Source organism: Verrucosispora sp. WMMA2121 (assembly GCF_027460185.1).
Taxonomy (GTDB): Bacteria; Actinomycetota; Actinomycetes; order Mycobacteriales; family Micromonosporaceae; genus Micromonospora; species Micromonospora palythoicola.
On sequence record NZ_JAPZBH010000006.1, the window covers coordinates 1,211,922 to 1,236,245 of the forward strand.

21 protein-coding genes are annotated in these 24,324 nt (G+C 72.9%); 5 read left to right on the top strand and 16 right to left on the bottom strand.

Translation table 11 applies throughout. The annotated features are described in order from the left end of the window. Window positions 1-32: 32 nt before the first annotated feature. From O7605_RS14510 to O7605_RS14540, 7 genes are all read right to left on the bottom strand, one after another. Window positions 33-2,357 (bottom strand): putative bifunctional diguanylate cyclase/phosphodiesterase, encoded by a 2,325-nt coding sequence (locus O7605_RS14510; RefSeq protein ID WP_269739680.1) that lies wholly within the window; start codon window positions 2,355-2,357, stop codon window positions 33-35. Window positions 2,358-2,950: 593 nt separating this feature from the next. Beyond that, entirely contained in the window at window positions 2,951-4,441 is a 1,491-nt protein-coding gene (locus O7605_RS14515; protein WP_269739681.1) for a hypothetical protein, read from the bottom strand. A gap of 52 nt (window positions 4,442-4,493) precedes the next feature. Then, the gene (locus O7605_RS14520; protein ID WP_269739682.1) at window positions 4,494-5,636 is read right to left on the bottom strand and encodes a hypothetical protein; all 1,143 of its coding nucleotides are present in this window, start codon (window positions 5,634-5,636) and stop codon (window positions 4,494-4,496) included. Window positions 5,637-5,772: 136 nt separating this feature from the next. After that, complete coding sequence (locus O7605_RS14525) at window positions 5,773-6,630, bottom strand: SRPBCC family protein (protein ID WP_269739683.1); 858 nt, start codon at window positions 6,628-6,630, stop codon at window positions 5,773-5,775. After that, on the bottom strand, window positions 6,623-7,180 hold the full coding sequence (locus O7605_RS14530) for a winged helix-turn-helix domain-containing protein (RefSeq protein WP_269739684.1): 558 nt from the start codon (window positions 7,178-7,180) through the stop codon (window positions 6,623-6,625). Before O7605_RS14530 ends, O7605_RS14525 begins: the two co-directional genes overlap by 8 nt. A 103-nt stretch (window positions 7,181-7,283) precedes the next feature. Then, a complete protein-coding gene (locus O7605_RS14535; protein WP_269739685.1) occupies window positions 7,284-8,624 on the bottom strand; it encodes a class I SAM-dependent methyltransferase in 1,341 nt (446 codons plus the stop codon). Between the two features lie 22 nt (window positions 8,625-8,646). After that, complete coding sequence (locus tag O7605_RS14540; RefSeq protein WP_269739686.1) at window positions 8,647-10,026, bottom strand: FAD-binding oxidoreductase; 1,380 nt, start codon at window positions 10,024-10,026, stop codon at window positions 8,647-8,649. A gap of 125 nt (window positions 10,027-10,151) precedes the next feature. Here O7605_RS14540 and O7605_RS14545 point away from each other — a divergent pair, with 125 nt between their 5' ends. Next, window positions 10,152-10,850 (top strand): RICIN domain-containing protein, encoded by a 699-nt coding sequence (locus tag O7605_RS14545; RefSeq protein WP_269739687.1) that lies wholly within the window; start codon window positions 10,152-10,154, stop codon window positions 10,848-10,850. A gap of 29 nt (window positions 10,851-10,879) precedes the next feature. Here the strand turns inward: O7605_RS14545 and O7605_RS14550 are convergent, their stop codons facing one another. The 4 genes from O7605_RS14550 to O7605_RS14565 all read right to left on the bottom strand — a co-directional run bounded on the left by O7605_RS14550 (window position 10,880) and on the right by O7605_RS14565 (window position 15,430). Continuing rightward, the gene (locus O7605_RS14550; RefSeq protein WP_269739688.1) at window positions 10,880-11,347 is read right to left on the bottom strand and encodes a DinB family protein; all 468 of its coding nucleotides are present in this window, start codon (window positions 11,345-11,347) and stop codon (window positions 10,880-10,882) included. Window positions 11,348-11,357: 10 nt separating this feature from the next. Continuing rightward, window positions 11,358-13,310, bottom strand: coding sequence for a vWA domain-containing protein (locus tag O7605_RS14555; protein ID WP_269739689.1), 1,953 nt, complete (start codon window positions 13,308-13,310; stop codon window positions 11,358-11,360). A gap of 1 nt (window position 13,311) precedes the next feature. After that, window positions 13,312-14,757: a magnesium chelatase gene (locus O7605_RS14560; protein WP_443083927.1), complete on the bottom strand. Its 1,446-nt coding sequence runs from the start codon at window positions 14,755-14,757 to the stop codon at window positions 13,312-13,314. An 82-nt stretch (window positions 14,758-14,839) separates the two neighbouring features. Next, on the bottom strand, window positions 14,840-15,430 hold the full coding sequence (locus O7605_RS14565) for a TetR/AcrR family transcriptional regulator (RefSeq protein ID WP_269739691.1): 591 nt from the start codon (window positions 15,428-15,430) through the stop codon (window positions 14,840-14,842). Between the two features lie 73 nt (window positions 15,431-15,503). Here O7605_RS14565 and O7605_RS14570 point away from each other — a divergent pair, with 73 nt between their 5' ends. After that, window positions 15,504-15,962 carry a GNAT family N-acetyltransferase gene (locus tag O7605_RS14570; protein WP_443083985.1) on the top strand — a complete coding sequence of 153 codons (459 nt, stop codon included), beginning with the start codon at window positions 15,504-15,506 and terminating at the stop codon, window positions 15,960-15,962. Window positions 15,963-16,014: 52 nt separating this feature from the next. Here O7605_RS14570 and O7605_RS14575 read toward each other — a convergent pair whose 3' ends face one another. The 4 genes from O7605_RS14575 to O7605_RS14590 form a co-directional block, all read right to left on the bottom strand. Then, window positions 16,015-17,082, bottom strand: a complete 1,068-nt coding sequence (locus O7605_RS14575) for a hypothetical protein (protein ID WP_269739693.1) — start codon at window positions 17,080-17,082, stop codon at window positions 16,015-16,017. Window positions 17,083-17,158: 76 nt separating this feature from the next. Next, entirely contained in the window at window positions 17,159-17,809 is a 651-nt protein-coding gene (locus O7605_RS14580; RefSeq protein ID WP_269739694.1) for a response regulator transcription factor, read from the bottom strand. After that, window positions 17,806-19,053, bottom strand: a complete 1,248-nt coding sequence (locus tag O7605_RS14585) for a sensor histidine kinase (RefSeq protein ID WP_269739695.1) — start codon at window positions 19,051-19,053, stop codon at window positions 17,806-17,808. Before O7605_RS14585 ends, O7605_RS14580 begins: the two co-directional genes overlap by 4 nt. A 57-nt stretch (window positions 19,054-19,110) precedes the next feature. Further along, complete coding sequence (locus O7605_RS14590) at window positions 19,111-20,079, bottom strand: aldo/keto reductase (protein ID WP_269739696.1); 969 nt, start codon at window positions 20,077-20,079, stop codon at window positions 19,111-19,113. A gap of 71 nt (window positions 20,080-20,150) precedes the next feature. Here O7605_RS14590 and mgrA point away from each other — a divergent pair, with 71 nt between their 5' ends. Next, window positions 20,151-21,146 (top strand): L-glyceraldehyde 3-phosphate reductase, encoded by a 996-nt coding sequence (mgrA, locus tag O7605_RS14595; RefSeq protein ID WP_269739697.1) that lies wholly within the window; start codon window positions 20,151-20,153, stop codon window positions 21,144-21,146. 60 nt (window positions 21,147-21,206) lie between these two features. Next, window positions 21,207-22,208, top strand: coding sequence for a 2-hydroxyacid dehydrogenase (locus tag O7605_RS14600; RefSeq protein ID WP_269739698.1), 1,002 nt, complete (start codon window positions 21,207-21,209; stop codon window positions 22,206-22,208). On the opposite strand, the gene O7605_RS14605 is transcribed toward O7605_RS14600, so the two are convergent. Continuing rightward, on the bottom strand, window positions 22,205-23,113 hold the full coding sequence (locus tag O7605_RS14605) for an AraC family transcriptional regulator (RefSeq protein WP_269739699.1): 909 nt from the start codon (window positions 23,111-23,113) through the stop codon (window positions 22,205-22,207). The genes O7605_RS14600 and O7605_RS14605 overlap by 4 nt on opposite strands. Window positions 23,114-23,194: 81 nt before the next feature. Here O7605_RS14605 and O7605_RS14610 point away from each other — a divergent pair, with 81 nt between their 5' ends. Continuing rightward, window positions 23,195-24,166 (top strand): SDR family NAD(P)-dependent oxidoreductase, encoded by a 972-nt coding sequence (locus O7605_RS14610; RefSeq protein WP_269739700.1) that lies wholly within the window; start codon window positions 23,195-23,197, stop codon window positions 24,164-24,166. Window positions 24,167-24,324 lie beyond the last annotated feature (158 nt).

The window sequence follows — 24,324 nt, forward strand, 5'->3', positions numbered from 1 at the left end:
CCCCTTTCCGGGTACCACGGTCCCGCCTGCCGTTAGGTGAGGGTCAAGCCCGATTCTGCGACGCCGGACACACCTGGCGGGTCGCAGTTCACCAGGACCGTACGCAGCTCGGCCAGGCCGGCCGGCCGGCCGTAGCGGTAGCCCTGTCCCTGCGCGCAGCCGATCGCGGCCACCGCCTCGTGCTGCCGCTCGGTCTCCACCCCCTCGGCCACCACGCCCAGGTCGAACGCGCCGGCCAGCCGGGTCACCATCTCCACCGTCGCGTACGCCCGGGTGTCCTCGGGGATCCGGGCCACGAACGAACGGTCGATCTTCAACTCGGTCGCCGGGATCCGATGCAGGTAACTCAGCGACGAGTACCCGGTGCCGAAGTCGTCGATGGCGATCCGGATGCCCAGCTCGCGTAGCTGCCCCAGCCGGTCCAGCACCGCCTCGCTGCCCTCGATCAGCGCCGACTCGGTCAGCTCCAGGGTCAGCGCCCGGGGTGCCAGCCCGGCACCCGCGGTGGCCTCGGTGACCGTGGCGATCAGGTCGGGCCGGCGCAGGTGCGACGCCGCGATGTTCACCGCCACCGTCGCGGACGGCACGGTCTCCTGCCAGGTGGCCGCCGCCCGGCACGCCTCGTGGATGACCCATCTGTCGATCGGCAGGATCAGCCCGGTCTCCTCGGCCAGCGGCAGGAAGCGGGCCGGGCTGAGCACGCCCAGCCGGGGGTGACGCCACCGCACCAGCGCCTCCGCGCTGCGTACCGCCCCGGTGGCCAGGTCCACGAGCGGTTGGAACTCCAGGTGCAGTTGCTCCTCGTCGACGGCCCGCCGCAGGTCGGCGATCAGCTCGGCCCGGCTCACCGCCGACTCCCGCAGCCCCTGCGTGCACCGCCGGTACGCGGACTTACCGGCCGCCTTCGCCGCGTACATGGCGATGTCGGCGTCGCGCAGCAGATCCGTGTGGGAGATGTGCTGCGGCCCGTACTCGGCGATGCCGATGCTCGCCGACGGATGCACCCCGACCAGTTCCTCTCCCGGAGACGGTTGCAGCGCTCTCAGCAGCCGCTCGGCCAGCCGCTCCGGCGCCAACGGTCGCCCGTCGGTGACCAGCACCGCGAACTCGTCCCCACCGATCCGGGCGATCAGGCCGTCGTCGCCGACCGCCCGGCGCATCCGGCGGGACAGACCGGACAGCAGCGTGTCGCCGGTGGTGTGCCCGAACCGGTCGTTCACCTGCTTGAACCCGTCCAGGTCCAACAACAGCACGGCGACCCGGTTGGTGCCGCGCAGCGCACCACGCAGCCGCCGGGTGAAGGCCAGCCGGTTCGGCAGCCCGGTGAGCTGGTCGACGTAGGCGAGCTTGCGTAGCTGCATCACCAGGCGCAGGTTCTCGTTGGCCGCCAGCCCCTGCCGCAGCGCGAGCGTGGCCAGCAACGCCATCACCGCCAGGAAGATCGGCAACGGGGTGTGGCCGCTGGCGTCGCGGGCCAGCATGGTCGCCACGATCGCCCCGCCCACCGGCAGGTAGGGCAGCACCACCCGCCACCACGGCGGCAACGGCGCCTCGCCGGCCTCCTCGTCGGTGCCGTGGTCCCGGGGCGGGGGCATCCGGGTCGCCGCCACGATCAGCAGGTAGCTCAACGGCCAGAGCACGTCGATCGGAGTGCCGGGCTGGTAGGTGCCGGCGGCCACCCACGACACGTACACCGTGTCGGCCACCGCCCGGACCGTGAGGCTCGCGCCGAGCAGCGCCAACGGCCGCCACACCGGCCGGCTCGGACCGACCACCGCGATCAGGATGGTCAGCTGCACCAGGTCGAACATCGGGTACAGCAGGCCGGCCGTCCGCAGTGGCTCGTCCAGGTCGGCCAGGCTGACGTTGCGGAAGATCAACAGCCAGCCGATCGGGATCAGCGCCAGCCCGACGATCACCCCGTCGAGCAGGGTCCGCGCTCGACCCACCCGGGTACGTGGCGCGGTGACCGAGCAGAACAACGCGGCGGTGCCGGTGACCAGGCTGGCCGCGAAGATCAAACCAATGGGCAGGGTGTGCGGCAGGCTCTCACCGAGCAGCCGCTGCGATGTCCACAGTGCCCGTCCGGCCAGCGACATCGCCATCGTGGCGGCCAGCAGCAGCCAGAACCGGCGTACCGTCGGATGCCGGCGGGACGCCGCGGCGCAGGCGATAGCGGCCCAGCCCGCCACGGTGAGCGCACCCAGATCGCTGACCAACGCGCCGTCGGGCAGCCCGAGCATCAGCCACAGCGCCTCGACCGCGACGACGACACCGGCACCGACCAGCCCCACCCGGCCCACCCGGTCCGTTCCGGGCGAGCGCGCGGCGGCCCGCTCGATGTCCTTCCGCGACACAGCGATCGCTCCGGCTCTCTCTCGTGCGTACACCCTCGACGGTGAGGTCCGGCCCTGGCAAACCCCGAAAGCCTAGCCACGCCCGCCGCCACCCCGCCAGATCCACCGGCACGCAAGTACCCGACCTGACGGCTCCGGCATGCGGCGACGCGGGCAGCGACCCCCTCGCGGTCGCCCCGTGGCGCCCTGTCGCGCCGGTCGCACCCGCACCGACGGGACGACGACCCCCGGGCCGGGCCTCCCGCTGCACCCCGCCGACCCCGTCCCACCGCAATGCGGCCATGACTCCGGGTGACCACGACGACGAGTCGCTGAACGTGACCACCCGGCCCGCCACCGACAATGCCGCCTTCCACCTTTGCTCTGCTTACCTATACGCAACCCCACGTTGAACAGGCCTTATCGGAATGGCGCGGCGATCGCCGCAATTACTCAGCGCAACCTGTGCGTATAGGTAAGCAGAGCAAAGCGTCCGTAGGTGATGGTGTCCCTGGCGGGGATGGTTACCGTCGGCGGTCCCAGCGGGTCGGCGGTCCGGCTCGGCGGTGGGTGGGGTTGTCAGGGCGGGTGTTCCGTAGGGCGGACGCTTGCGTTCACGCCCATTGTTCGTCGGGCGCCGCCGTTCCGGACGCGGGTGGACCACCGTGGGTCCACGGGGTCTCGTCCACCGTGGGGAATGCCGCGCCCGGGACGTAAGCGTCGCTGAGCGTGGTGTAGCAGAGTCGCTCCCCCACCTCCGGCACGCTGCCCGGGCTGGGCGTCAGGCCGCGCCCCATCCCGCCGGACAGCTCCAGCACCACCTCGGTCTTGCCGTCGGCGGTCGGGGTGACGAACACCAGCCGCGCCTTCTGCCCGGGACGGGACGGGCTGGTCAGGGTCGCGCCGACCGACGCCAGCACCGGGTCGGTGGTCAGCAGCTGGATGCGCGGGCGCAGCACCGGCCGTCGGCCACTGTCGTCGACCCGGGCCGGATCGGCCAGCAGCACCTCACCGACGAACGCCTCCCCGGTCAGCCGGTACTCCGCCATCACCAGCGGATCGTCGTAGGCACGCTGCACCGCGTAGGTCGCGGCGGCCCGCTCCAGGCGGTGCAGCCGGGCGGCGGCGGCCACCGCACCGTCCCGGCGCGGCTGCGGCGCACCGTCGGCGTCGAGATGGTCGGCGTGGGCGGTGAAGGCGTCCCGGTCACCGTCCCACCGCCCGGCCACCCGGGCGCCGGGCGGCAGGGCGCGCAGCAACCCCAGGCCACGCCACATCAGCTCCCAGGTGGGCGTGAGCTGGTCCCGCAGCAGCCGCTCCAGCTCGGCGTACGCCTCGACCCGCGTCGCCTCGTCGTCGGCGGCGGCGTACGCCTCGATGGCCGGCGCCAGCAGCCGGTTGTCGAACTCCGGATCGGTGGCCGGGCCGGCCGGCGGGCAGCTCGACGGGTCCTCGGCGCGGGCGGCCGCCTCGGCGCCGGACAGTCCGGCCGGCGGGGCGATCCAGCCCAGCAGCGCCGGCAGGTGCAGATCCTCCACCGCGCTCTGCCCGGTCGCCCAGTGCAGCGTCAACGCCTGCGTCATCGCCACCAGCGTCGACGAGCCGGGATGCTCGGCCCGTTCGGCGAAGAAGGTCAGCCAGCGGCCCAGCAGCGGCACCTGCGGCGGCACCGGATGATCGCCGTCGACCCGACGGAACCGGGTGGACCGACCCAGCAGCCGCAGGAACGTCACCCCTGCCGGGTTGGGCACCAGCAGCTGCGGTGCGTCGAGATAGCGGTACCGGACGTCCCGACCCCGGTCCACGGCGACCGCCTCGTTCGCCGTGCGGTGCCCGTCCACATAGGGCAGCACGATCGCGGCCAGCTCGGCGGCGAACGCGAACCGTTGGTCCCGGTTGCGCGGCTGCGGCACGATCAGCAGCCGCCCGTCGCCGGGAGCCGCGCCGACCATCGCGGCGAGCGGCGCGTTCGCCTCCCCCGCCATCGCCAACGGCACCAGCACCAGGGGCCGCCTCGACAGGTGCAGATGCCGGACGGTGGCCACCGGTTGGGCCAGCCCGGCGGCCACCGCCTGCGCCGCCGCCAGCGCCCGCAACGTGCTCATGTCGGCGCTCCGCCGCGCCGGGTGCCGGCCGGAGACTGTCTGACGCGCCCGCTCATGCGGTGGCGAGGGCGTCGGCGCGCAGGCGGGCCGCGGTCCGCAGCAGCGCGGCGGCCTCCGCCCGCTCGGGGTCGGTGACGGTCTCCCCACCGGCGAGTGCCAGCACCTCGTCGATGTCGGCGATCCCGCCCAGCGCCTCGCGGACCGGGCGACCGAGCGCGCCGGTCTGCCCCCGCGCCTCGTGCCGGCAGAAGTACGCCAGCTCGCAACTGGCCAGGCAGTCGGGGGCGTACCGGGCCGGCACCCGGGCCAGCGAACCGGCCAGGGTCGCCGGATCGGCGACGGGATCGGCGGTGAAGTCGGCCGGTACCTCGGCCAGCAGTGTGTCGAGCCGGTCCATCCGGTCCAGTTGTCGGCGGACCACCAGCAGCTGCCGGCGGACGTCGAGCAGATGCGCGACCGGCGCGTTGCTGAAGTCCCGGGGGCAGACCAGCACCACCTCGTGCGACACCAGGTGCGGGTCGTGACCTCGGGCGGTGAGCAGCTCCCGCAGGGCCAGCACGTAGACGGCGGACTGCACCGCCGCGGCGGCCAGCTTCGCCGGGTCGGCCTGGCCGTCGATCACCGGAAACGACTTGATCTCGACCACGTGGAACCGGCCGCCCAGCCGGGCGGCCACCAGGTCGGGTTCCAGATGCACCCGCTGCCCGGCGACCACCAGGCCCAGCATCGGGTGGTCGAACAGCGCTGCCGGCTCGCCGGCGGGCGACGGTTCTTCCGCACCGGCCGGCTCGTCAGGGCGGGCTCCGGTGGGCGGCAGCGCCTCGGTGAGCAGGGTCGCCGAGCGGCGGGCCCGGTCGGCGTGGTCGTCGCCGTCGCCGAGATCCGTCCAGCGGGCTGCCGTCGGCACCGGTACGCCCAGCCGCTCCGCGACCAGCCGCAGCAGTTCGGCGCCGCCGTCGGCCTTAACCTGCGCCTCGAAGGTGTTGCCCCGGGTGATGGCGAACCGGGACTGCCCGAACCGGGCGGGAAAGCCGACCCGCTCGGCCAGTGCCGGTTTGTCCACCCCGGCGCCGTCGAGGACGGCCCGCCGGGTGCAGCCCGGGTTACCGGTCAACGCCGCGAGAGTCCGGGCGTTGTGTCGTTTCGGCGGCGCGTCGCCCCGGATCGCGGCCAGTCGCTGCTCGGTACCCGTCACGACAGGCCACGATAGCCGCGTCCGCGAACTCCGGCCCGTCGCGGCCAGCCGCCACTACCCCGTCGCGCGCCGGTTGATGCGTCGCCGGGTGCGGGCGGTCACCGGGGTGTCCGGTGGCCGCCCGCGCCGGTACGGCTCAGCCGGCCGTGGCCGAGGTCTCCTCGGGCAGCCAGATCGGCTGCCAGTCGGGCACCTCGTGGAAGCGGCGCAGCTCGGCCAGCCCGGAAACCGACCCGGCCCAGGCGGCGTACGGCGGGTTCTGCTCGTCGAAGCCGCTCTGCACGAAGGTCAGCTTCGTCTTTCCCTCGGACTCGGTCAGCTCCCAGCTGGTGACGCCGGGGGCTCCCCAGTCGACGGACATCTTCCGGCCGGGCTCCAGGTCGACCACCTTGGCGGCGAAGCCGCTGTCGAAGCCACCCATGGCGTACCGGCCACCGACCCAGGGCTCGATCCCGATGGGGTAGCCGAACCAGGCGCTGACCTGCTCGGAGTCGGTCAGGGACTCCCACACCTTGTCGGCCGGCGCGGCGATGACCAGCTCGCCACGGAAGTCGGTGCCGGTGAAGTCCACCTTCGGCAGCAGCGGCTGGCCGGCCAGGTGGCACTCCAGGTTGGCCACCGAGAGCGCCCAGAAGGTCTGCAGGACGCCCCGGATGCTGGTGCCGTTGATCACGTCGTTGAAGTCGAAGTGGGTCTGCGACAGCCGCAGCACGGTGGCGTCCGGTCCCTCCGCGCTCAGCGTGATCTCGGTGGTGGTCTCCACCCCGTCGAGCAGCCAGGCGAAGCGCAGCCGGTCGTCGTCGGCGTGCAGCACCCGCTGGTGTGGAGCGTCGCCCTCGGGCGTGTAGCGGCCCCAGAACTCGTACCGCTCGGGCAGCTCGACCTCGGCGTGCTCGGCCAGCCAGACGCGCAGCTCGGCAGGGTCGGTCAGGGCCCGGCGCACCCGCGCGATCGGTGCGGCGAGGCGGACGGCGAGGGTCATCGGTTCAGTCACGGTCGGTCCCCTTCGGGTAGCAGGCCACGGCGAGCTTGAAGGCGTCTCCCTCGGCGCCGCCGTAGCGTGTGAACAACTCCTGCAGCGCGGACTGCAGGTCGTGCAGGAACTCCTGCCGGCGTTCGGCCGGCACGCGGATCTCGCCGGAGACGCCGATCGACGGCAGCTCCGGTGCGGTGCGGTCCAGGGCGGCGACGTCGGCCTGGACCTCCTCCATCAGGTCCAGCAGGTAGCCCAGGCTCAGCTCGTCGCGGGCCCGGCGCAGCCCGATCCGGCCGACCAGCCGCGGTGAGAGCCAGTACGACCGGGCGGCGGCCTGGTAGATCCCCTCGGTGATGCCGCGGACCTTGCGCCGGTCGACCTGCTCGACCAGCCCGGCCGCGACGAGTTGCTTGACGTGGTAGTAGACGCGCTGTGGCGTCTGCTCCAGCCGGGCGGCCACCTCGGTGCAGGTGCGTGGCTCGGCCAGCTGCCGCAGGATCTCGACGCGCTGCGGTTTCAGCAGCACCTCGGCCTGCTCGATCTGCTCCAGGTACAGGACATCTCTCATGGCAAAATCAGTTTGTACGTAAAAAACTTCCTTGTCAATGGGATCGAGAAAGGCCGCGCCGGCAACTTCCGGCGCGGCCTCGCTCAGTCGCGCGACGCGGGGGTCAGGGCAACCAGTCCGGGCGCAGCGGATAACCGTTCACCGCGTCCGGGCCGTTGCGGGTCGCCACCACCTGATGCAGCTGGATGCCGTTGCGCTCGAACGCCAGCCGTGAGCCGGCCATGTAGAGCCCCCACACCCGGGCCGTGCCCGCGCCCACCTCGGCGACGCAGAAGTCCCAGTGCTCCACCAGGTTGCGGCACCAGGCGGCCAGGGTCAGCGCGTAGTGCTGGCGCAGGTTCTCCTCGTGGTGCACCTCCAGCCCGGCATCGTGGATCTCACTGATCACCCGCCCCGGACCGGCCAGCTCGCCGTCCGGGAAGACGTACCGGTCGATGAACGCGCCGGACCGGTGCGGCGCCCGGTTGTCCGCCCGGGTGATGCAGTGGTTGAGCAGTCGGGCCCCCGGGCGCAGCCGGTCCCGCAGGAACCCGAAGTAGGCCGGATAGTTGCGGACCCCGATGTGCTCGGTCAGGCCGATCGAGGAGACCGCGTCGAACTGTTCCCGCGGCGCGTCGCGGTAGTCCAGGTACCGCACCTGCGCCAGGCCGGTCAGCCCTTCCCGCTCGATCGCCGCCTGCGCCCATTGCGCCTGTGCCCGCGACAGCGTCACGCCGAGCGCCTTGACGCCGTACTCGCGGGCCGCGTGCCGGACCATGCCACCCCAGCCGCAGCCCACATCCAGCAGCCGCATGCCCGGCCGCAGCGCGAGCTTGCCGGCGACCAGGTCGTACTTGCCCGCCTGCGCCTGCTCCAGCGTGTCGTCGGGGCTGCGGTACACCGCGCAGGTGTAGGTCATCGACGGGCCGAGCACCCGCTCGTAGAAGGCGTTCGACACGTCGTAGTGGTGCGAGATGGCGCTGCTGTCGCGGATCCGCGAGTGCCGCAGGCCACCCACGATCCGCTTCCAGCGGGGCCTGGCCTCCTGCGGCGGAGCGGGCGGTGGCAGCAGCCGTTCCCAGCCCAGCTCGCGCACCAGCGCCAACCCGTCAGCCAGCGCCGGTGCCCGCATCCGCATCCCGGCGAGCACCCGTAACGCCTCGTACGGGTCGCCCGGGTGGACTCCCTCGATGGCGAGGTCGCCGCTGACGTAGGCACGCGCCATACCCAGGTCGCCCGGCGCGGTGAGCAGGTAGGACAACCCTCGCTCGGAGCGGATCGACAGGGTGATCCCGGCGTCGGCCGGGCCGAGTGCGCTGCCGTCGTACGCGGTGACGCGTATCGGCAGGGGACCCGAGGTCACCGCCCGGACGATGTCCGCCACGGTCAGCCCACGCCGTCGGCCCCCCGGGGGCGGCGTGGCGGGAGCGCCTGCCGCTCCCTGGCTCCGGTCGGTGAGACTCATGCCGGCACTCCGCTTCGTTCGCTCACGCTCGTGCTACCGCCTTCTCGTACAGTCCGGTCAACCGATGCTCCGGGTCGTACCGGTCCCGCACGGCGCGCCAGGTACCGCCGCCGTAGAGCCGGTCGAACGAATCCCGGTCGTAGTACGCGTCGGAGTAGAGCGACTTGTGCCCGCCCGCCTCCGACACCGCGCGCTCGATCTCCCGGTTGACGTCGCCGTCGGCGGCGCCCGCCGCGATCGGCACGCTCCCCCAGAACCCGATGTTGACGTAGTCCTGCCCCGGCCGGAGCGGATACAGCGGCCAGGACCGGGCCGATCCCGGCCCGGCCGGCTCGCGCAGCCGCAGCGGGCACAACCACACCGGCGTCATCCCGACGTTCGCGGCGAACCAGTGCAGGAACTCGGCGGTGCGCTCCAGTGGGATCTCCACGTCCTGCACGACCCGCTCCCGGGCCGGCTGGCCGCGCCACCTGTCGATCCGGGCCGCGACCCGGTGCCGGTGCTCCAGCCGCACGATGCGGTGGTAGACGTCGCTGCGTCGCCACCGTGCCGGCCACAACCGCCGCACCACCGGATGCTGCGCCCCGAAGGCCGCCGAGCACCAGAACCAGTCGGTGTCCCAGCGCCACAGGTAGTCGTGGACGGTCAGCGCGTCGTGCGGGCGCTGGCGCAGCGAGCGGTAGTAGATCTCCTGCCCGGTGTAGTCGGAGACGCCCGGCACGTCGTCGGTGAAGTTGCCCAGCACCAGGTACGCCTCACCGGGGCTGAACATCACCCCGTCCATCGCGTCGACGCTCGCGCCGGCCCAGTGGCGGGTGGCGGTGATCTCGCCGATCGCCTCGGTCAACGCGGTCAGGTTGGTGAACCGCAGGTTGCGCAGGGCCACGTACCGACGGACCGGTTGCAGCTCGATCCGCAGCCGGGTGGCGTACCCGAGACTGCCGAGCGAGTTGGGAAAGGCCGCGTACAGGTCGGCGTGTGGGCCGTCGGGCCGGGCGGTGACCACCTCACCGGTGCCGGTGAGCACGTCCAGTTCGGTCACCGACTCGTGCGGCAGTCCGTTGCGGAACGAGGTCGACTCGATGCCCAGCCCGGTCACCGCCCCGCCGAGAGTGATGGTGCGCAGCTGTGGCACCACCAGCGGCATCAGGCCGTGCGGCAGGGTCGCGGCGACCAGCCGTTCGTAGGTGCACATGCCCTGCACGTCCGCGGTGCGGGCGACCGGGTCGACGCCCAGCACCCCGCCGAGCCCGCTGACGTCCAGGCCGGAGGCGGGGGCGCTGCGCGGACGGAACAGGTTGGAAGTGCGCTTGGCCAACCGCACCGGCTGGCCGGGTGGCACCGCCGCGTACGACCGTCGCAGCTGGGCCACCGCCAGGTCATGATCACGCACGGCGTGCATGGGATCACTTTACGCGTCACGCGCCCGCCTGGCGGGATGTCCATCGGAGGCGTTTCTCGCTCGGCCCGGGGCCGGCCGACGGGGGTGGCTGGCCGGTGGCCCGGGCGGTGGGACAGGATGCCGGCATGTCGCACACCGATGGGTCGGGCAGCGTCTACGGCACCCGCCGAGCCGGACCACCCCGCGATCCACTGCTCGTCACGGCGCTCGGGTTGGGGCTGGTCGGCGTACTGGTGGGGGTGCTGTTCGCCACCGGCGTGCTCGGCGGCGGCGAGCCGGCGCCGGTACCGACGGTGGCCGGCCCCGGCCCGAGCACGGCGCGGCCCAGCCCGACCGAGAGCGAACCGGAACCCAGCCCGTCGAGGTCCGAGCCGTCCCCCGAGCCGAGCCCCAGCCGGGATCCGGACGCGATCGTCGGGCCGAGGGTGCTCCGGGGCGTCGGTTCCGGTTTCTGCCTCGGTCTCGACGGTGACGGTGAGAAGGCCGTCGCCAAGCTGACCGGGTGCAGCGGCGGGCCCGAGCAGCAGTGGGTGGTCAACGCCTTCGGCCCGGACACGGTGACGCTGACCAACGCCGCCCACAACCAGTGCCTCGACGTCGAGGGTGGCAGCGGCGACGACGGCGCCCGGTTGCAGCAGTTCGGCTGCCACGGCGAGGGCAACCAGCAGTGGCGGCTGCAACGGGTCGACGGCGGCGCGGTCGTGCTGGCGGCCGTGCACAGCGGCAAGTGCGCCCAGGCCCGCGACGGCGGCGCCGCGGCCGGCACCGACATCGTCCAGGCCCCCTGCGACGGCAACCCGGCCCAGCGCTGGACGCTCCAGTAGCCGTCCCCACCCGCCAGGCCCCGTCCTGGTCAGGACCGGCCGCGCAGCGCCCGTAGCTCGTTCAGGTGTCGGGGCAGGTGCACGCGGGCGTGCAGGTCGATCGTGCGGCCCCAGGGCAGCGGCTCGTCGACGACGAGTTCGAAGCCTTCGCGCAGGTGTGTCTCGACCGGGGTGTCCGCCGCCGGACCGAGCCGGGCCACCAGCGCGACCAGCCGGTCACTGGTGGCCCGCAGCCGGGCGGCGAGCCCGTCGAGGCCGCCGCACTGCGCGGCCAGTTCGTCCAGTTCCGGCCGGTGGACCTCGTCCAGGTCGTAGAAGGCGTACGGCGAGCCGGCCAGCACCGCCTCGGTGGCCTCGCGCATCAACTCGTCGCTGGCGACCAGGTGGGCCACGATCTGCTCGGCGCTGTACCGGTCGGGCGGGGGCGGCCCGAACCCGCCCGCGTCGACCTCGGCCAGCACCGCGTCGTACGCCCGCCGCAGCCCGTCGACCTCCACCCGGCCGAGCCTAGCGGCGGCCCCGGCGAGCCCGCAGGTAGTCGCTGACCACGTACTCGCCGAGGTCGTCGGTGTCGGGGGTGAACACCCGCCCGCCGCTGCGTCGGGCCACCGCGTCGACGAAGCGGCGCAGGCCGGGATCATCGCCCAGCATGAACAGGTTCAGGGTCGCCCGGTAGCGGCCGAGCCGGTCCACCTCGCGCACCGTCGCCTCGATCGTCTCCGGCGACGACGGCCAGGCGAACAGCGCCTCACCGTCCTCCGGGTCCAGGTGCGCGGTCGGTTCCCCGTCGGTGACCACCAGCACCACCGGTTCCGCGTCCGGATGACGCCGCAGATGCCGGCCGGCCAGCCGCAACGCGTGCTGCAGGTTGGTCCCCTGCATCATGTCCGGCTCGACGGCGGCCAACTCCTGCTGGGTGAGCGTCTCCGCCCGCCGGCCGAACCCGATGATCTGCAACGCGTCCTGCGGAAACCGGGTGGCCATCAGGTGCGCCAGGGCCAGCCCGGTCTGCTTCATCGGCCCCCACCGCCCCTGGGAGATCATCGAGTACGACAGGTCGACGCAGAGCGCCACCGCCGCCGACGCCCGCCGTTCGGTCTCGACCACCTCGAAGTCCTCGACGGCCAGTTGCACCGGCACCCCGGGGCCGGCCCGGCGGACCGCCCGGGTCAGGGTCCGCACCACGTCCAGCGGCTGCTCGTCGCCGTACTCCCAGGGGCGCGACGCCCCGGTCACCTCGCCGGCCGCCCCGGCCGAGCGCAGGTCGTGCTGGCCGCGCGGGCCGGCGGTCAGCTCGGCGAAGACCTGTCGCAGCGCGGTGCCGCCGAGCCGACGCAGCGCCTTCGGGCTCAGCGTCAGGCCATCGGCGTCGCGGGTCACCCACCCCTGCCGGCGCAGCTCCCGCTCCAGCTCCCGCAGCCGGCGTACGTCGTCGGCCGCGTCGCGGCCCAGCGTCCGGGCGACCGCGTCGACGTCGATGTCGTCCAGGGTCGCCCCGGGGTGCGCCTGGCCCAACTGGTCGAGCAGGTCGTCCAGTTCGGCGATCTCGTCGAGCGCTCCGGTCGCCTCGCCGTAGCCCAGCGGCTGACCGCCCTGCATCCGCTCACCCCGACCCCAGCGCAGGTCGGGCCGCAACGCCCGCAGGTTCCCCTCCAGCGCGGCCAGCTCGCCGGCGAGCCGGTCGCCGAGGGACTCGCGCATCAGCCCGGCGAGTTCCTCCCGCTGCCGCTGCGACAGCGAGTTCATCAACCGCTGCCCGGCCGCCGACCGGCGCGCCAGGATGTCGATCAGCTCGTCGACGTCGCGGGGACGTTCCGGGAAGAAGTCGCCGTGCCGGCGCATGAACTCGGCGAACGCGTCGGTGGTGTCCTCGGCCCGGGCGTGCCGGGCCAGCAGGGCGTTGAGGTCCCGCACCATCTCGGCGACCTGCTCCTGCACCGCCGGGTCACCCGCCAGCCGGGCCGAGTCGCGCAGCCCGGCGAAACGCTGGCCGAGCACGTCGTCGCGCAGCCCGTCCAGGATCCGCTGGTAGGTCTGCCGGGCCTCGTCGCTGGCCCACCGGTAGTCGGACAGGTCCCGCACCGCCTGTGCGGTCGAGCGGGGCAGGTTCTCCAGCATCGTCTCGGCGAACCGGGCCGCCTCGTCGTCGCGCCGGGCCAACTCGTCCCGCTCGGCGGCCAGTGCCTGATCGAGCAGCGCCCGCGCCCGGGTCACCGCACCGTCGAGTTCGCCCCGGCGCAGCGCGTCGCGGCGCAGCCGGCGGGCGCGGGCGGTCAGCCCGTCCAGCCCGCCACGCCCCTGCGGGCCCCGGCGCAGCAGCTCCCGCAGCGCGTCGCGGAGGCTGCCGCCGGCCAGCACCTCCGCGCCGACCTGGTCGACCGCGGCCTGCACGTCGTACGGCGGTGCGAGCGGATCGGGGCCGCCGCGCCACTGCCCGTACCGGAACCGGTTGCCGGTCATCTCAGTCCCGTCCGCCGTAGCGGGTCCGCCCGGTGTCGGTGACGTCCTTGCCCAGCCGGCGGTTCAGATGCAGCCCTTCGAGCACGAACTCGACGGCCGCGGCGGCCTGCCCGGCGCTCGGCGCGTCGCCGATGCCGAGCCGGTCGAGCACCTTGGCCAGCCCCGGCACCGTGCCCACCTGACGCAGCAGCTCGGCCGCCGAGATCAGCTCGCCGGTCTCCACCGCCTGCCCGTCCTCGACCAGCGCGGTGAAGCCGGACAGGTCCAGCCCGGCCAGCCGGGCCCGGAACGTCTCGGCGGTGGCGGTCCGCAGCAGGTGGCCGAGCAGCTCGATCTCCCGACCCTCCTCGCCGCTCTCGAACTCCACCTTGCCGCGCAGCGTCGACGTCACCGACACCGCGTCACCCACCCGCGCCACCGCCTCGGCCGACGGCACCTCCGAGTCGGCGCCGAGCAGGCACGCCCGGCGCAGCGCGGCGGCGGCGACGGTCTCCGCGGCGGCGATGGCGAACCGGGCGGAGACGCCGGAACGCGGGTCCACCGACGGTGACTCGCGTACCGCCCGGGCGAACCGGGCCAGCACCTCCAGCACGTGCTCCGGCACCTCGGCGACCAGGTCGGCCTCCTGCCGGATCAGGGACAGTTCCAGCTCCAGGTCGGTCGGGTAGTGGGTGCGGATCTCCGCGCCGAAACGGTCCTTGAGCGGGGTGATGATCCGACCCCGGTTGGTGTAGTCCTCCGGGTTGGCGCTGGCCACCAGCAGCAGATCCAGCGGCAGCCGGAGCTGGTAGCCGCGTACCTGGATGTCCCGCTCCTCCAGCACGTTGAGCAGCGCCACCTGGATCCGCTCGGCCAGGTCGGGCAGCTCGTTGACCGCGAAGATGCCCCGGTTGGTGCGCGGCACCAGCCCGAAGTGGATCGTCTCGGGATCGCCGAGCGTACGCCCCTGGGCCAGCCGGACCGGGTCGACGTCGCCGATCAGGTCACCGACGCTGGTGTCCGGGGTGGCCAGCTTCTCGCCGTAGCGCATCGAGCGGTGCAGCCAGCCGACCGGCAGGTCGTCGCCGGCCTCGGCGATCAGTGCCCGCGACGCCGGGGTGACCGGGTGCAGCGGGTGCTCGTTGAGCACCGAGCCGGCGATCACCGGCGTCCACTCGTCCAGCAGCGTCACCAGCGACCGGATCAGCCGGGTCTTGCCCTGGCCCCGCTCGCCGAGCAGCACCATGTCGTGCCCGGCGAGCAACGCCCGCTCCACCTCCGGCAGCACGGTGTCGTCGTACCCGACGATGCCGGCGAACCGCGGCGCGGCGTCGCGCATCCGGGCCCGCAGGTTGTCGCGGAGTTCCTGTTTGACGGTGCGGTAGCGGTGCCCGGCGGCGCGCAGCGCGCCGAGCGTGGCGGGCAGGTCGGCCGGTGGGAGCGGCGGAACAGACGAAGACTCACTCACCCCGCCCACGCTAGCGCGCACCTGCCGCCGTCAGCTTGGCTCGATCATGAATTCGGGGTGGGTCGGTGGCGCTGCCGCACGGTCAGGGCTCACCCCGGACACGGGCCAGTGCGGCGTCCAGAGCGGTCTGCTGGGTCCGCTCGCCGTAGGTTTCCGGGTCGACGCAGGCGAGGGCGTTGAGCCCCTCGACGAGGGCCACCAGGCTGGTGGCCGTGTCGGCCGCCTCGGCCGGGCCCAGGTCGGGCCGGGCGGCGTGGACCAGTTCCCGGACCCGGGCGACGAACCGGCGGTTGTAGTCGCGGTGCAGGTCGGCCAGGACCGGATCGGCCAGCGCGGCGGCGAGGAAACCGACCCAGACCCGGGCCTCCTCCCGCTTCTCCTCGTCGGGTGAGGCCGCCTGGACCAGCACGGCCCGCAGCGCCGCCACCGGGTCACCGGCCGCGGCCTGGGCGGCGTCGGCACGCAGGCCGGTACGCCGGTGCAGCAGGTCGCGGGCGTGCACGAGCAAGGCCTGCTTGTCGGCGAAGGCGTGCAGCACCATGCCGGTGGTGCACCCGGCCCGCTCGGCGACGGCGCGCAGGGTCAGCCCCGGCAGACCGTGTTCGGCCAGCACCGACCAGGTGGCCGCCGACAGGCGTCGCTGCTGGTCGGCGAGATCACGCCGTCTGGCCATCCGTACCCCTTCCCGGTCGACGGGTCGTACCGTAGCGTACGTTACGGTAACGCTCGTTACGGAAAGGTTGGGACTGGTGCTCACCATCGATCGCGAACCCTGGGAGTCGGCCGACGCCACCCGACTGCGCGCCGCCCAACGGGCCGAACTCGACGCCCGCTACGGCTGCGACGACCACGAGCCGGGCGCAGCGCCCACGGCCGAGACGGTCAGCGTCTTCCTGATCGCCCGAGACCCCGGCGGCACCGCCGTCGGCTGCGGCGGCCTGCGCTTTTTCGCCGCCGGTTCGGCCGAGATCAAGCGGATGTACGTCAGTCCGCCGGCCCGGGGCACCGGCGTCGCGACCGCCATCCTCCGCGCCCTGGAACAGGCCGCGCACGATGCCGGGGTGCGCACCCTGCTGCTGGAGACCGGCACCGCCCAACCCGACGCGATGCGCTTCTACGAGCGGGAGGGCTACCGGCGTATCGACAACTTCGGGCCGTACCGGGGCGAGGCTCTCTCCGTCTGCTACGCCCGCGACCTGCCGTGACAGCCCGGTCCGCCGCCCGCCCCCGTGCCGGACGACGGACCGGAGCCACCGGTCACCCCAGGTTGCAGCGACCGCAGACACCCCGACGACGCAGGTGGTACGCGTACGTCGCGGCGCCGAGCGCGAGCCCCCAGAGCGGGAAGAACATCAGCGGGAGACCCGCCGCGCTGAGCCCTCGGCCGGGCTCCCAGAACTCGGGGAGGCTCAGCGCGTTCAGCCCGGCCGCGGTGGCCAGGACCGCGACCGCCGTCGCCGGGATCACCGCCAGCCGCACCGGCACCCGCCGCCCGGCCAGCCCCACCATCCAGCGTGGGAACCGCTCACCCCAACGCTGCACCAGCCCCAGGGTCAGCACCGAGCCGACAGTGGCGAAGGCGCCCAGGCCGGCCCCCGCCCAGACCGCGCCGCTCTCCCACAAGTCGGCGAGGCCGTCCCGGGAGACGCCGAGCGGGATGCCGGCCAGCCAGGCGAACCGGGTCAGCGCGTACCCGACCGGAATCAGCGCCGCCACCCCGACGGCCCACCGGCCCCAGCGGGCGGCAGCCGCCGGGGTGGTCCACCCCCGGTCGGTGCCGGCGCGGCCACACCCCACACAGGAGCCGGCGGTACGCCGCTGCCACCCCAGCAGCACCCCGCTCAACAGCACCCCACCGCACATCGCGGCGACTCGGGCGGCAAGCGGCCAGGTGAACACGTCGGCGTAGTCCACCGGTGGCCAGCCGAAGGGCGCGCCGATCAGCAGCATCGGCGCGTACCCGAGCAGGGCCAGCACCTGCACGCCGGGCACCACCACGGCCAGCACGAACGCGACGGCCCAGCCGTAACCGAGCAGCAGCACCCGCAGCGGGCCGGTGGGCGTGGTCCTGCGGCTGACCAGGACCAGTGCGGCGGCGGTGAGCAGCATCGCGGCGAAGAACGGCGGCCCGGCCTCGACGGGGAGCAGCCGGAGCAGGGTCGAGTCCAGCTGCGGATCGTCGGCGCCGAACGGATAGCCGGTGCCGGTGCCGGCCGCCACCAGGGCGAGCAGGCCCCACAGCCCGAGCCAGCCGGCGGTGAGAGGGTCGAGCAGGCCGGCAGGGCCGGTCGTCTCGCGGTTTTCGGATACGGCCACGTTCGTCATGACCCCAGCCTCGGCCGGGGCGCCCGCCCTGCCCTCCCGTGCGGCGGGGAACCGTCTCCCCCGCGCGCGGGACACCTCAACCGGCCGGCGTGACGAACCCCGACTCGTACGCGGCGATCACCGCCTGGGTGCGGTCACGCACCCCGAGCTTCGTCAGCACGTTGCCGACGTGCGTCTTCACCGTCTCCACACCCACCACGAGTCGGGCGGCGATCTCCGGGTTGGACAGTCCGGCGGCCATCAGCCGCAGCACCTCCGCCTCCCGTTCGGTGAGCCGGGCCGCCCGCAGCCCGTCGGTGTTCCGCCGCCCGTACGCACCGACCAGCCGGCGGATCGCGGCCGGGAAGAGCAGCGACTCGCCGCGCGCCACCACCCGTACCGCCGCCACCACCTCGGCCGGCCGGGCCCGCTTGAGCAGGAATCCACTCGCGCCGGCGCGTAGCGCGTCGTAGACGTACTCGTCATTGGCGAAGGTGGTGATGACCAGTACCCGGGGCGGCTCGGCGGAGGTGGCCAGCAGGTGTCGGGTGGCCTGGATGCCGTCGATCCCGGGCATTCGCACGTCCATCAGCACCACCTGCGGGCGGTGCCGGGCGACCAACGGGGGCACCTCCGACCCGTCCGCGGCCTCGGCGACGACCCGCAGGTCCGGCTGGGCGTCGAGGATGGTCCGCAGCCCGATCCGGACCAGTTCGTCGTCGTCGACGATCAGCACGTCCACGCTCACCCGTCCGCCCCGATCGGCAGTCGCACCCGAACCCGCCACCGTTCTCCCTCCACTCCGGCGGTGACCCGGCCGCCCAGCAACAGCACCCGTTCCCGCATGCCGATCAGTCCCCGCCCACCGCCCGGCACCGCCGCACCGCCGGACGCCGACCGGGCCACCGCGTTGACCAGCTCGATCTCCAGACCGTCCGGCGACACGTCCACCCGTACGGTCACCGGCCCGTGGCCGTGCCGGGCGGCGTTGGTCAACCCCTCCTGCACGATCCGATAGCCCTCCCGCGAGACCACCGCCGGCAGGGCGTCCAGCGAGCCGCGACCGCGGCTGCGCACCGGCGTGCCGGCCGACCGGGTGATGGCGATCAGTTCGTCCAGGTCGGACAGGGTCCGCTGGGGAGCGGCGGCCGATGGTTCCCCGGTCTCCCGGAGCAACCCGAGCATGTGGTCGAGATCGTCCATCGCCCGCCGACCGGTCTCCTCGATGGCGGTCAGCGCCCGGCGGACGAACTCCGGGTCGCCGTCGAGCACCTCGCGAGCGGCGCCGGCCTGGAGGGTGGCGACGGTGAGCGCGTGGCCGACCGAGTCGTGCAGTTCCCGAGCCAGCCGGTTGCGTTCGGCCAGCCGTGCGGCCCGGGCCTCCAGCGCCGCGATCCGCTCGGCCGACGCCGGTCCCAGCAGCGCGGGAGCCATCGACGCGGCAAGCGCGCCGAGCCCGGCCACGACGTAGCCCAGCGCGGCCAGTACGAGCACCGCGAGCAGCGCCAACCAGCCGGTGTCCCCGCCGTCGAACGGCCCGAACCGTTCGGCACCGGAGATTCCGACGTCCATCCCGGCCTGGGCGGCGATGAACGCCAGGGCCATCGGCACCACGCTGAACAGCGCGGCCACCACCAGCGCGCCGCTGGTCAGGTGCAGTCCGATCCAGAGCGCGGCGCGCAGCCGGGTCTCCCGGTCCAGTCGGTGACCGGGCATCGGCTCGGGCACGTCGACGCCGAGCAGCCCACGAACCGCGGCGATCTCCAGTGCCCGGCTACCGCCGAGGAAGATCGGTACGATGGCGATGCCGGCCGCCGGCACCAGCAGCACCAGGACCAGCAGCCGGGGCGGCCCAGGGTTGGTGAACAGCTGTGCGAAGGCCACCCCGAGCAACGCGTACGGCAGCGCGAGCACCCCACCGAGCAGCAGGAACACGCCGCGCCGCCAGGTGGAGCCGGCGACCAACGGACGCAGCGGCGCGGGACAGTCCATCGCCCTATGATGCCGACGCCCCCGGCCGGTCACCACGACCTGGGACACGACGGACCCTCAGCCGCGCGTGCGGGACCTGATCAGCTTCGGTACGGCGGCCAGCCCGGTGACCGGGCGGAACGCCCGGGCGGCGTTGACAAGCGCCGCGTACTCGTCGTCGGTCAGATCGATCTCGGCCGCCGCGACGTTGCGTTCCAACTGTTCCACACTCGACGCACCGGGGATGGCCACCACGTTCGGGTGCCGCAGCACGTACGCCAGGGCGATCTGGCTCGGCGTCGCGTCGTGCGCGGCGGCGACCTGCCGCAGGGTCTCGATCAACGCACCGCCGCGTTCCAGGTTCTCCGGCAGGAAGTACGGGTTGGCCCGGCGGATCGCGCCGACCGGCGGATGGTTCGCGTCGTACCGCCCGGACAGGAAGCCCTGCGCCAGCGGGCTGTACGCGATGACCAGCCGACCGGCCTGTTCGGCGTACCGGAGCAGATCCTCCTCCGGCTTGCGGTCCAGCATGCTGTAGCGGACCTGGTTGCTGAGCACCCGCCGGCCCAGTGCCGCCTCCGCCACCTGCCAGCGGCGCAGGCTGTAGTTGCTCACCCCGACCTCGGCGACCAGGCCGATGTCCTGCAACACGCGCATCCCGCGCATGGTCCGGTGGTCGCTGACCACCGGATTGGGCTGGTGCACCTGGTAGAGATCGATGCCGGTGACCCCGAGCCGGGCCGCCGAGGCCACCGCCCGTTGCTGCACCACCGACGCGACCGGTAGCACCGGCAGGATCTTGGTGGCGATGGCCACCTTGTCCCGGTCGGCGGCCAGTGCCGCGCCGAGGAGCCGTTCACTGCGACCGAATCCGTAGACCTCGGCGGTGTCGAAGAGGGTCACGCCCAGCTCGACGGCGCGCCGGACGATGCTCGCCGCCAGCCGCTCGTAGTCGGGGCCGTACCCCCACTCCCGCGAACCGAACTGCCACGTACCGAGGCCGATCCTGGACAGAGGCTTCGCAGTGTCGAGCCGCACGTAACGCATACGTCGACGCTACCCCTCGCGGCGCACCACGGCCGCAGCTCAAGCCAGCGACCGTACCTCGGGATATGGTCATGATCGTGACTTACCTCGCCGCCGACACGCGCTATGACCAGATGACCTACCGGCGCAGCGGAGCCAGTGGACTTCGGCTGCCCGCGATCTCGCTCGGCCTGTGGCACAACTTCGGGCCGGACCGCCCGTTCGAGCGCCAGCGGGACATCGTCCGACGCGCCTTCGATCTCGGCGTCACCCACTTCGACCTGGCCAACAACTACGGTCCACCGCCCGGCTCCGCCGAGGAGAACTTCGGCCGGATGCTCGCCGACGACCTCGGGCCGTACCGCGACGAGTTGATCATCTCCAGCAAGGCCGGCTATCTGATGTGGCCCGGGCCGTACGGTGAGTGGGGTTCCCGCAAGAACCTGCTCGCCTCACTCGATCAGTCGCTGCGCCGGCTCGGCCTGGACTACGTCGACATCTTCTACAGCCACCGGTACGACCCGGACACGCCGCTGGAGGAGACGATGGGCGCTCTCGACGCCGCCGTCCGCTCCGGTAAGGCCCTCTACGTCGGCATCTCCAACTACACCTCCGAGCAGACCGAGCGGGCCGCGGCGATCCTGCGCGACCTGGGCACCCCGTTGCTGATCAACCAGCCGGCGTACTCGATGTTCAACCGGTGGACCGAACAGGACGGGCTGCTCGACACGCTGGAGCGGGTCGGCGCCGGCTGCATCGCCTACAGCCCGCTGGCCCAGGGCCTGCTCACCGACCGCTACCTCGACGGCATCCCGACCGACTCCCGGGTGCGCACCAGCGTCTTCCTCGACGAGAGCGACGTGAGTGAGCAGCGGCTGGCCACCATCCGTGGACTGGCCGCCATCGCCGAGCGCCGGGGCCAGTCCCTCGCCCAGCTCGCGCTCGCCTGGGCGCTGCGCGACCCCCGGATGACCAGCCTCATCATCGGCGCCAGCAGCGTTTCCCAGTTGGAGGCGAACATCGCGGCCGTGGACAACCTCGACCTGACCGCCGAGGAACTGGCCGACATCGACGCCCGGTTGAGCTGACCGGCCGAGGATCCTGCCCCCGGTCGGTGTCCGGCTCTAGCGTGAAGGTGGAGGTGGGCCATGCGAGTGACAGTGTTCAGCACCAAGCCGTACGACCGGACGTTCCTCAGCGAGGCGAACGCCGCGGCCGGTCACGAGTTGACCTTCCTGGAACCTCGGCTCACCGCGCAGACCGCCCGGCTGGCCGAGGGCTCGGACGCGGTCTGCGCCTTCGTCAACGACGACCTCTGCGCCGATGTGCTCGGCCAGCTCGCCGACGTCGGCGTCCGGGTGGTGGCGTTGCGCTCGGCCGGCTTCAACAACGTCGACGTGGTCGCCGCCCGCAAACGGGGGCTGACCGTGGTACGGGTGCCGGAGTACTCACCGCACGCGGTGGCCGAGCACACCGCCGGCCTGATCCTCTCGCTGAATCGTAAGATCCACCGCGCCTACAACCGGGTACGCGAACACAACTTCGCCCTCGCCGGCCTGCTCGGCTTCGACCTGTACGGCCGTACGGTCGGCATTGTCGGCACCGGGCGGATCGGCGTCTGCGTCGCCCAGATCATGGCGGGTTTCGGTTGCCGGGTGCTGGCCAGCGACCCGTACCCGAACGAGGCGGCCGTCGCCGCCGGGGTGGAGTACGTCCCGCTGGAGCGGCTGCTCGCCGAGTCGCACATCGTCACCCTGCACTGCCCGCTCACCCCGGACACCCGGCACCTGATCGACGCCGACCGGATCGCCCTGTTCCGCGAGGGCGTCATGTTGATCAACACCGGCCGCGGGGCACTGGTGGACACCCGGGCCGTGATCGACGGGCTCAAGAGCGGCCGGATCGGCTACCTCGGCCTCGACGTGTACGAGGAGGAGAGTGACCTGTTCTTCGAGGACCGCTCCGAACGGGTCCTCGGCGACGACGATTTCGCCCGACTCACCACCTTCCCGAACGTGTTGATCACCGGCCACCAGGCGTTCTTCACCGAGGACGGCCTGCACAACATCGCCGAGACCACCCTCACCAACCTGACCACCGTGCAGCACGACGGCCCCGACGCCGTCCCCACCCCGGCCCGGGTCTGCTAGGGCCTGTGGCGGCGGTAGGCGCGGGGAGTGTGGCCGGTGGTGCGTTTGAAGGCGACACTCAAGGCACTTTCGGAGCCGTAGCCGACCAGTTGCGCGATGCGGGCCAGGGTGTCATCGGTCCGGCGGAGCCGGTCGGCGGCGAGTTCCACCCGCCAGTCGGTGAGGTACTCCAGCGGAGCCCGGCCGACGACCGTCCGGAAGCGTGCGGCCAGGGTCGAGCGGGAGACCGAGGCGGCCCGGGCCAGCTCAGCCACCGTCCACGGGTGTGCCGGGCGCTGGTGCATCTCCCGCAGCGCCACGGCGACCACCGGGTCACCGAGACCGGCCAGCCAGCCGGTCGTCGTTCGGGCGTCGGCGGCAAGGTGGTGACGGAGCATCTGGATCAGCATGACCAGCGCGAGATGCTCGGCGACGAGGCCGGCGGCGAGCCGCTGCTGGCGCAGTTCCGCATCGACCTGGTCGATGGCCCAGTGCAGGGTGGCGGCCTCGGCGGCGGCGCCGGGCACGTGGACCACCGGGGGCAGGGCGTCGAGCAGCAGGGTGCGGGCCCGTTCGCCGAAGTGGAACGCACCGCCGATGGCCGCGAAGTCGTCGCCCGCTCCGATGCGGGCCACCCCGCCCGTCGCCGCCAGGAAGACCGGTCCCGCCGGCACCGGGACCGCCTCGGGGTCACTGAAGAGGGTGTACGACCGGGCGCGGGTCAGCAGGTAGCAGTCGCCTTCCACCAGCGGCAGCGCCTCGGCGCAACCGTCCACGCGCAACCAGCAGCGCCCCCGGCGGACCGCGTTGAACTTGATGCCCACCGGTGCCTCGAACTCGACCGCCCAACTGCCGCCCGCCGCCATACTGGCCGAGACGTGGCCGGTGGCACCGACCAGACTCAGCACGTCGTGCAGCGGATCCACGGCCGCCTCCTGGACTCACACTAAAGAGAACTGGACTGGAAACCATAGTACGTCCGATGCGCGGGCCTTAACGTTGCCCTCATGGACGAGAACACGAAGACCCGTGCCCGGGTCGTCACCCCGTTCGGGCCACGGACGACCGCTGCCGAGGTGCTGGCGGGCGTCGACCTCACCGGCCGCCGGATCATCGTCACCGGCGGTGCCTCCGGCCTCGGCACCGAGACCGTCCGCGCACTGGTCGGCGCCGGCGCCGAAGTGACCATCGCCATCCGCAGACCAGCCGCCGCCGCCGACATGGTCGAGGAGATGTCAGCCCTGCCGGGTTCGGCCCGGGTCGCCCCGCTCGACCTGTCCGACCTGACCTCGGTGGCCGCCTTCGTGGCGGACTGGCGGGGCGCGGTGGACGCGGTCGTCGCCAACGCCGGGATCATGGCCGTGGCGGCGCGTGAGCTGACCGCGCAGGGCTGGGAGGCGCAGCTGGCCACCAACCACCTCGGGCACTTCGCGCTCGTCACCGGCCTGCACGACAACCTTCGCGCCGCCGGTTCGGCCCGCGTCGTCCTGGTCAGCTCCGGCGCGCACCTGCGGGAGCCCTTCGACTTCACCGACCCGCACTTCGGCGAACGTCCGTACGACCGTTGGTCGGCGTACGGCCAGTCGAAGACCGCCACGGTGCTGTTCGCCGTCGGAATCGCCAACCGCTGGGCGGACGAGGGCATCGTCGCCAACGCCGCCAACCCCGGCTACATCCTGACCAACCTCCAGCGCCATCTCGACGACGAGACGATGCGGGCCTTCGGTGTGCTGGACGAGGCGGGTAACCGGGTCCCGCTGGACTACTACAAGACGCCCGAGCAGGGCGCCTCGACCTCGGTCCTGCTGGCCGCCTCACCGCTCGTCGAGGGCGTCACCGGGCGGTACTTCGAGGACAACCAGGAGGCCGAGGTCGTTCCGGTGCCGGCGGAGGCCGAGGCGGGGGTCGCCCCGCACGCCCTCGACCCGGCGGCGGCGGAGCGCCTGTGGGTGTACTCGCAGCAGGCCGTCGCCGCCTGAGCGGCGTTGATCACGGTGCCGGGGCCGGGCAGGAGCGCGCCGACACGTAGCGCGATCTGTCCGAAACTGAACGTATCGGTGTCGACGGACAGACACAGACGAGAGTGGATCAAACTGGTCGATATAGCTTGCCCATCGGAGGCGTTCAGCTTCGATGA

What these genes read in the sequence shown, in the direction of transcription:
- O7605_RS14515 (WP_269739681.1), bottom strand. Translation starts at nt 4,441, where the DNA reads ATGAGCACGTTGCGGGCGCTGGCGGCGGCGCAGGCGGTGGCCGCCGGG.
- O7605_RS14530 (WP_269739684.1), bottom strand. Translation starts at nt 7,180, where the DNA reads ATGAGAGATGTCCTGTACCTGGAGCAGATCGAGCAGGCCGAGGTGCTG.
- O7605_RS14535 (WP_269739685.1), bottom strand. Translation starts at nt 8,624, where the DNA reads ATGAGTCTCACCGACCGGAGCCAGGGAGCGGCAGGCGCTCCCGCCACG.
- O7605_RS14540 (WP_269739686.1), bottom strand. Translation starts at nt 10,026, where the DNA reads ATGCACGCCGTGCGTGATCATGACCTGGCGGTGGCCCAGCTGCGACGG.
- O7605_RS14545 (WP_269739687.1), top strand. Translation starts at nt 10,152, where the DNA reads ATGTCGCACACCGATGGGTCGGGCAGCGTCTACGGCACCCGCCGAGCC.
- O7605_RS14555 (WP_269739689.1), bottom strand. Translation starts at nt 13,310, where the DNA reads ATGACCGGCAACCGGTTCCGGTACGGGCAGTGGCGCGGCGGCCCCGAT.
- O7605_RS14565 (WP_269739691.1), bottom strand. Translation starts at nt 15,430, where the DNA reads ATGGCCAGACGGCGTGATCTCGCCGACCAGCAGCGACGCCTGTCGGCG.
- O7605_RS14575 (WP_269739693.1), bottom strand. Translation starts at nt 17,082, where the DNA reads ATGACGAACGTGGCCGTATCCGAAAACCGCGAGACGACCGGCCCTGCC.
- O7605_RS14585 (WP_269739695.1), bottom strand. Translation starts at nt 19,053, where the DNA reads ATGGACTGTCCCGCGCCGCTGCGTCCGTTGGTCGCCGGCTCCACCTGG.
- O7605_RS14590 (WP_269739696.1), bottom strand. Translation starts at nt 20,079, where the DNA reads ATGCGTTACGTGCGGCTCGACACTGCGAAGCCTCTGTCCAGGATCGGC.
- mgrA (WP_269739697.1), top strand. Translation starts at nt 20,151, where the DNA reads ATGATCGTGACTTACCTCGCCGCCGACACGCGCTATGACCAGATGACC.
- O7605_RS14600 (WP_269739698.1), top strand. Translation starts at nt 21,207, where the DNA reads ATGCGAGTGACAGTGTTCAGCACCAAGCCGTACGACCGGACGTTCCTC.
- O7605_RS14610 (WP_269739700.1), top strand. Translation starts at nt 23,195, where the DNA reads ATGGACGAGAACACGAAGACCCGTGCCCGGGTCGTCACCCCGTTCGGG.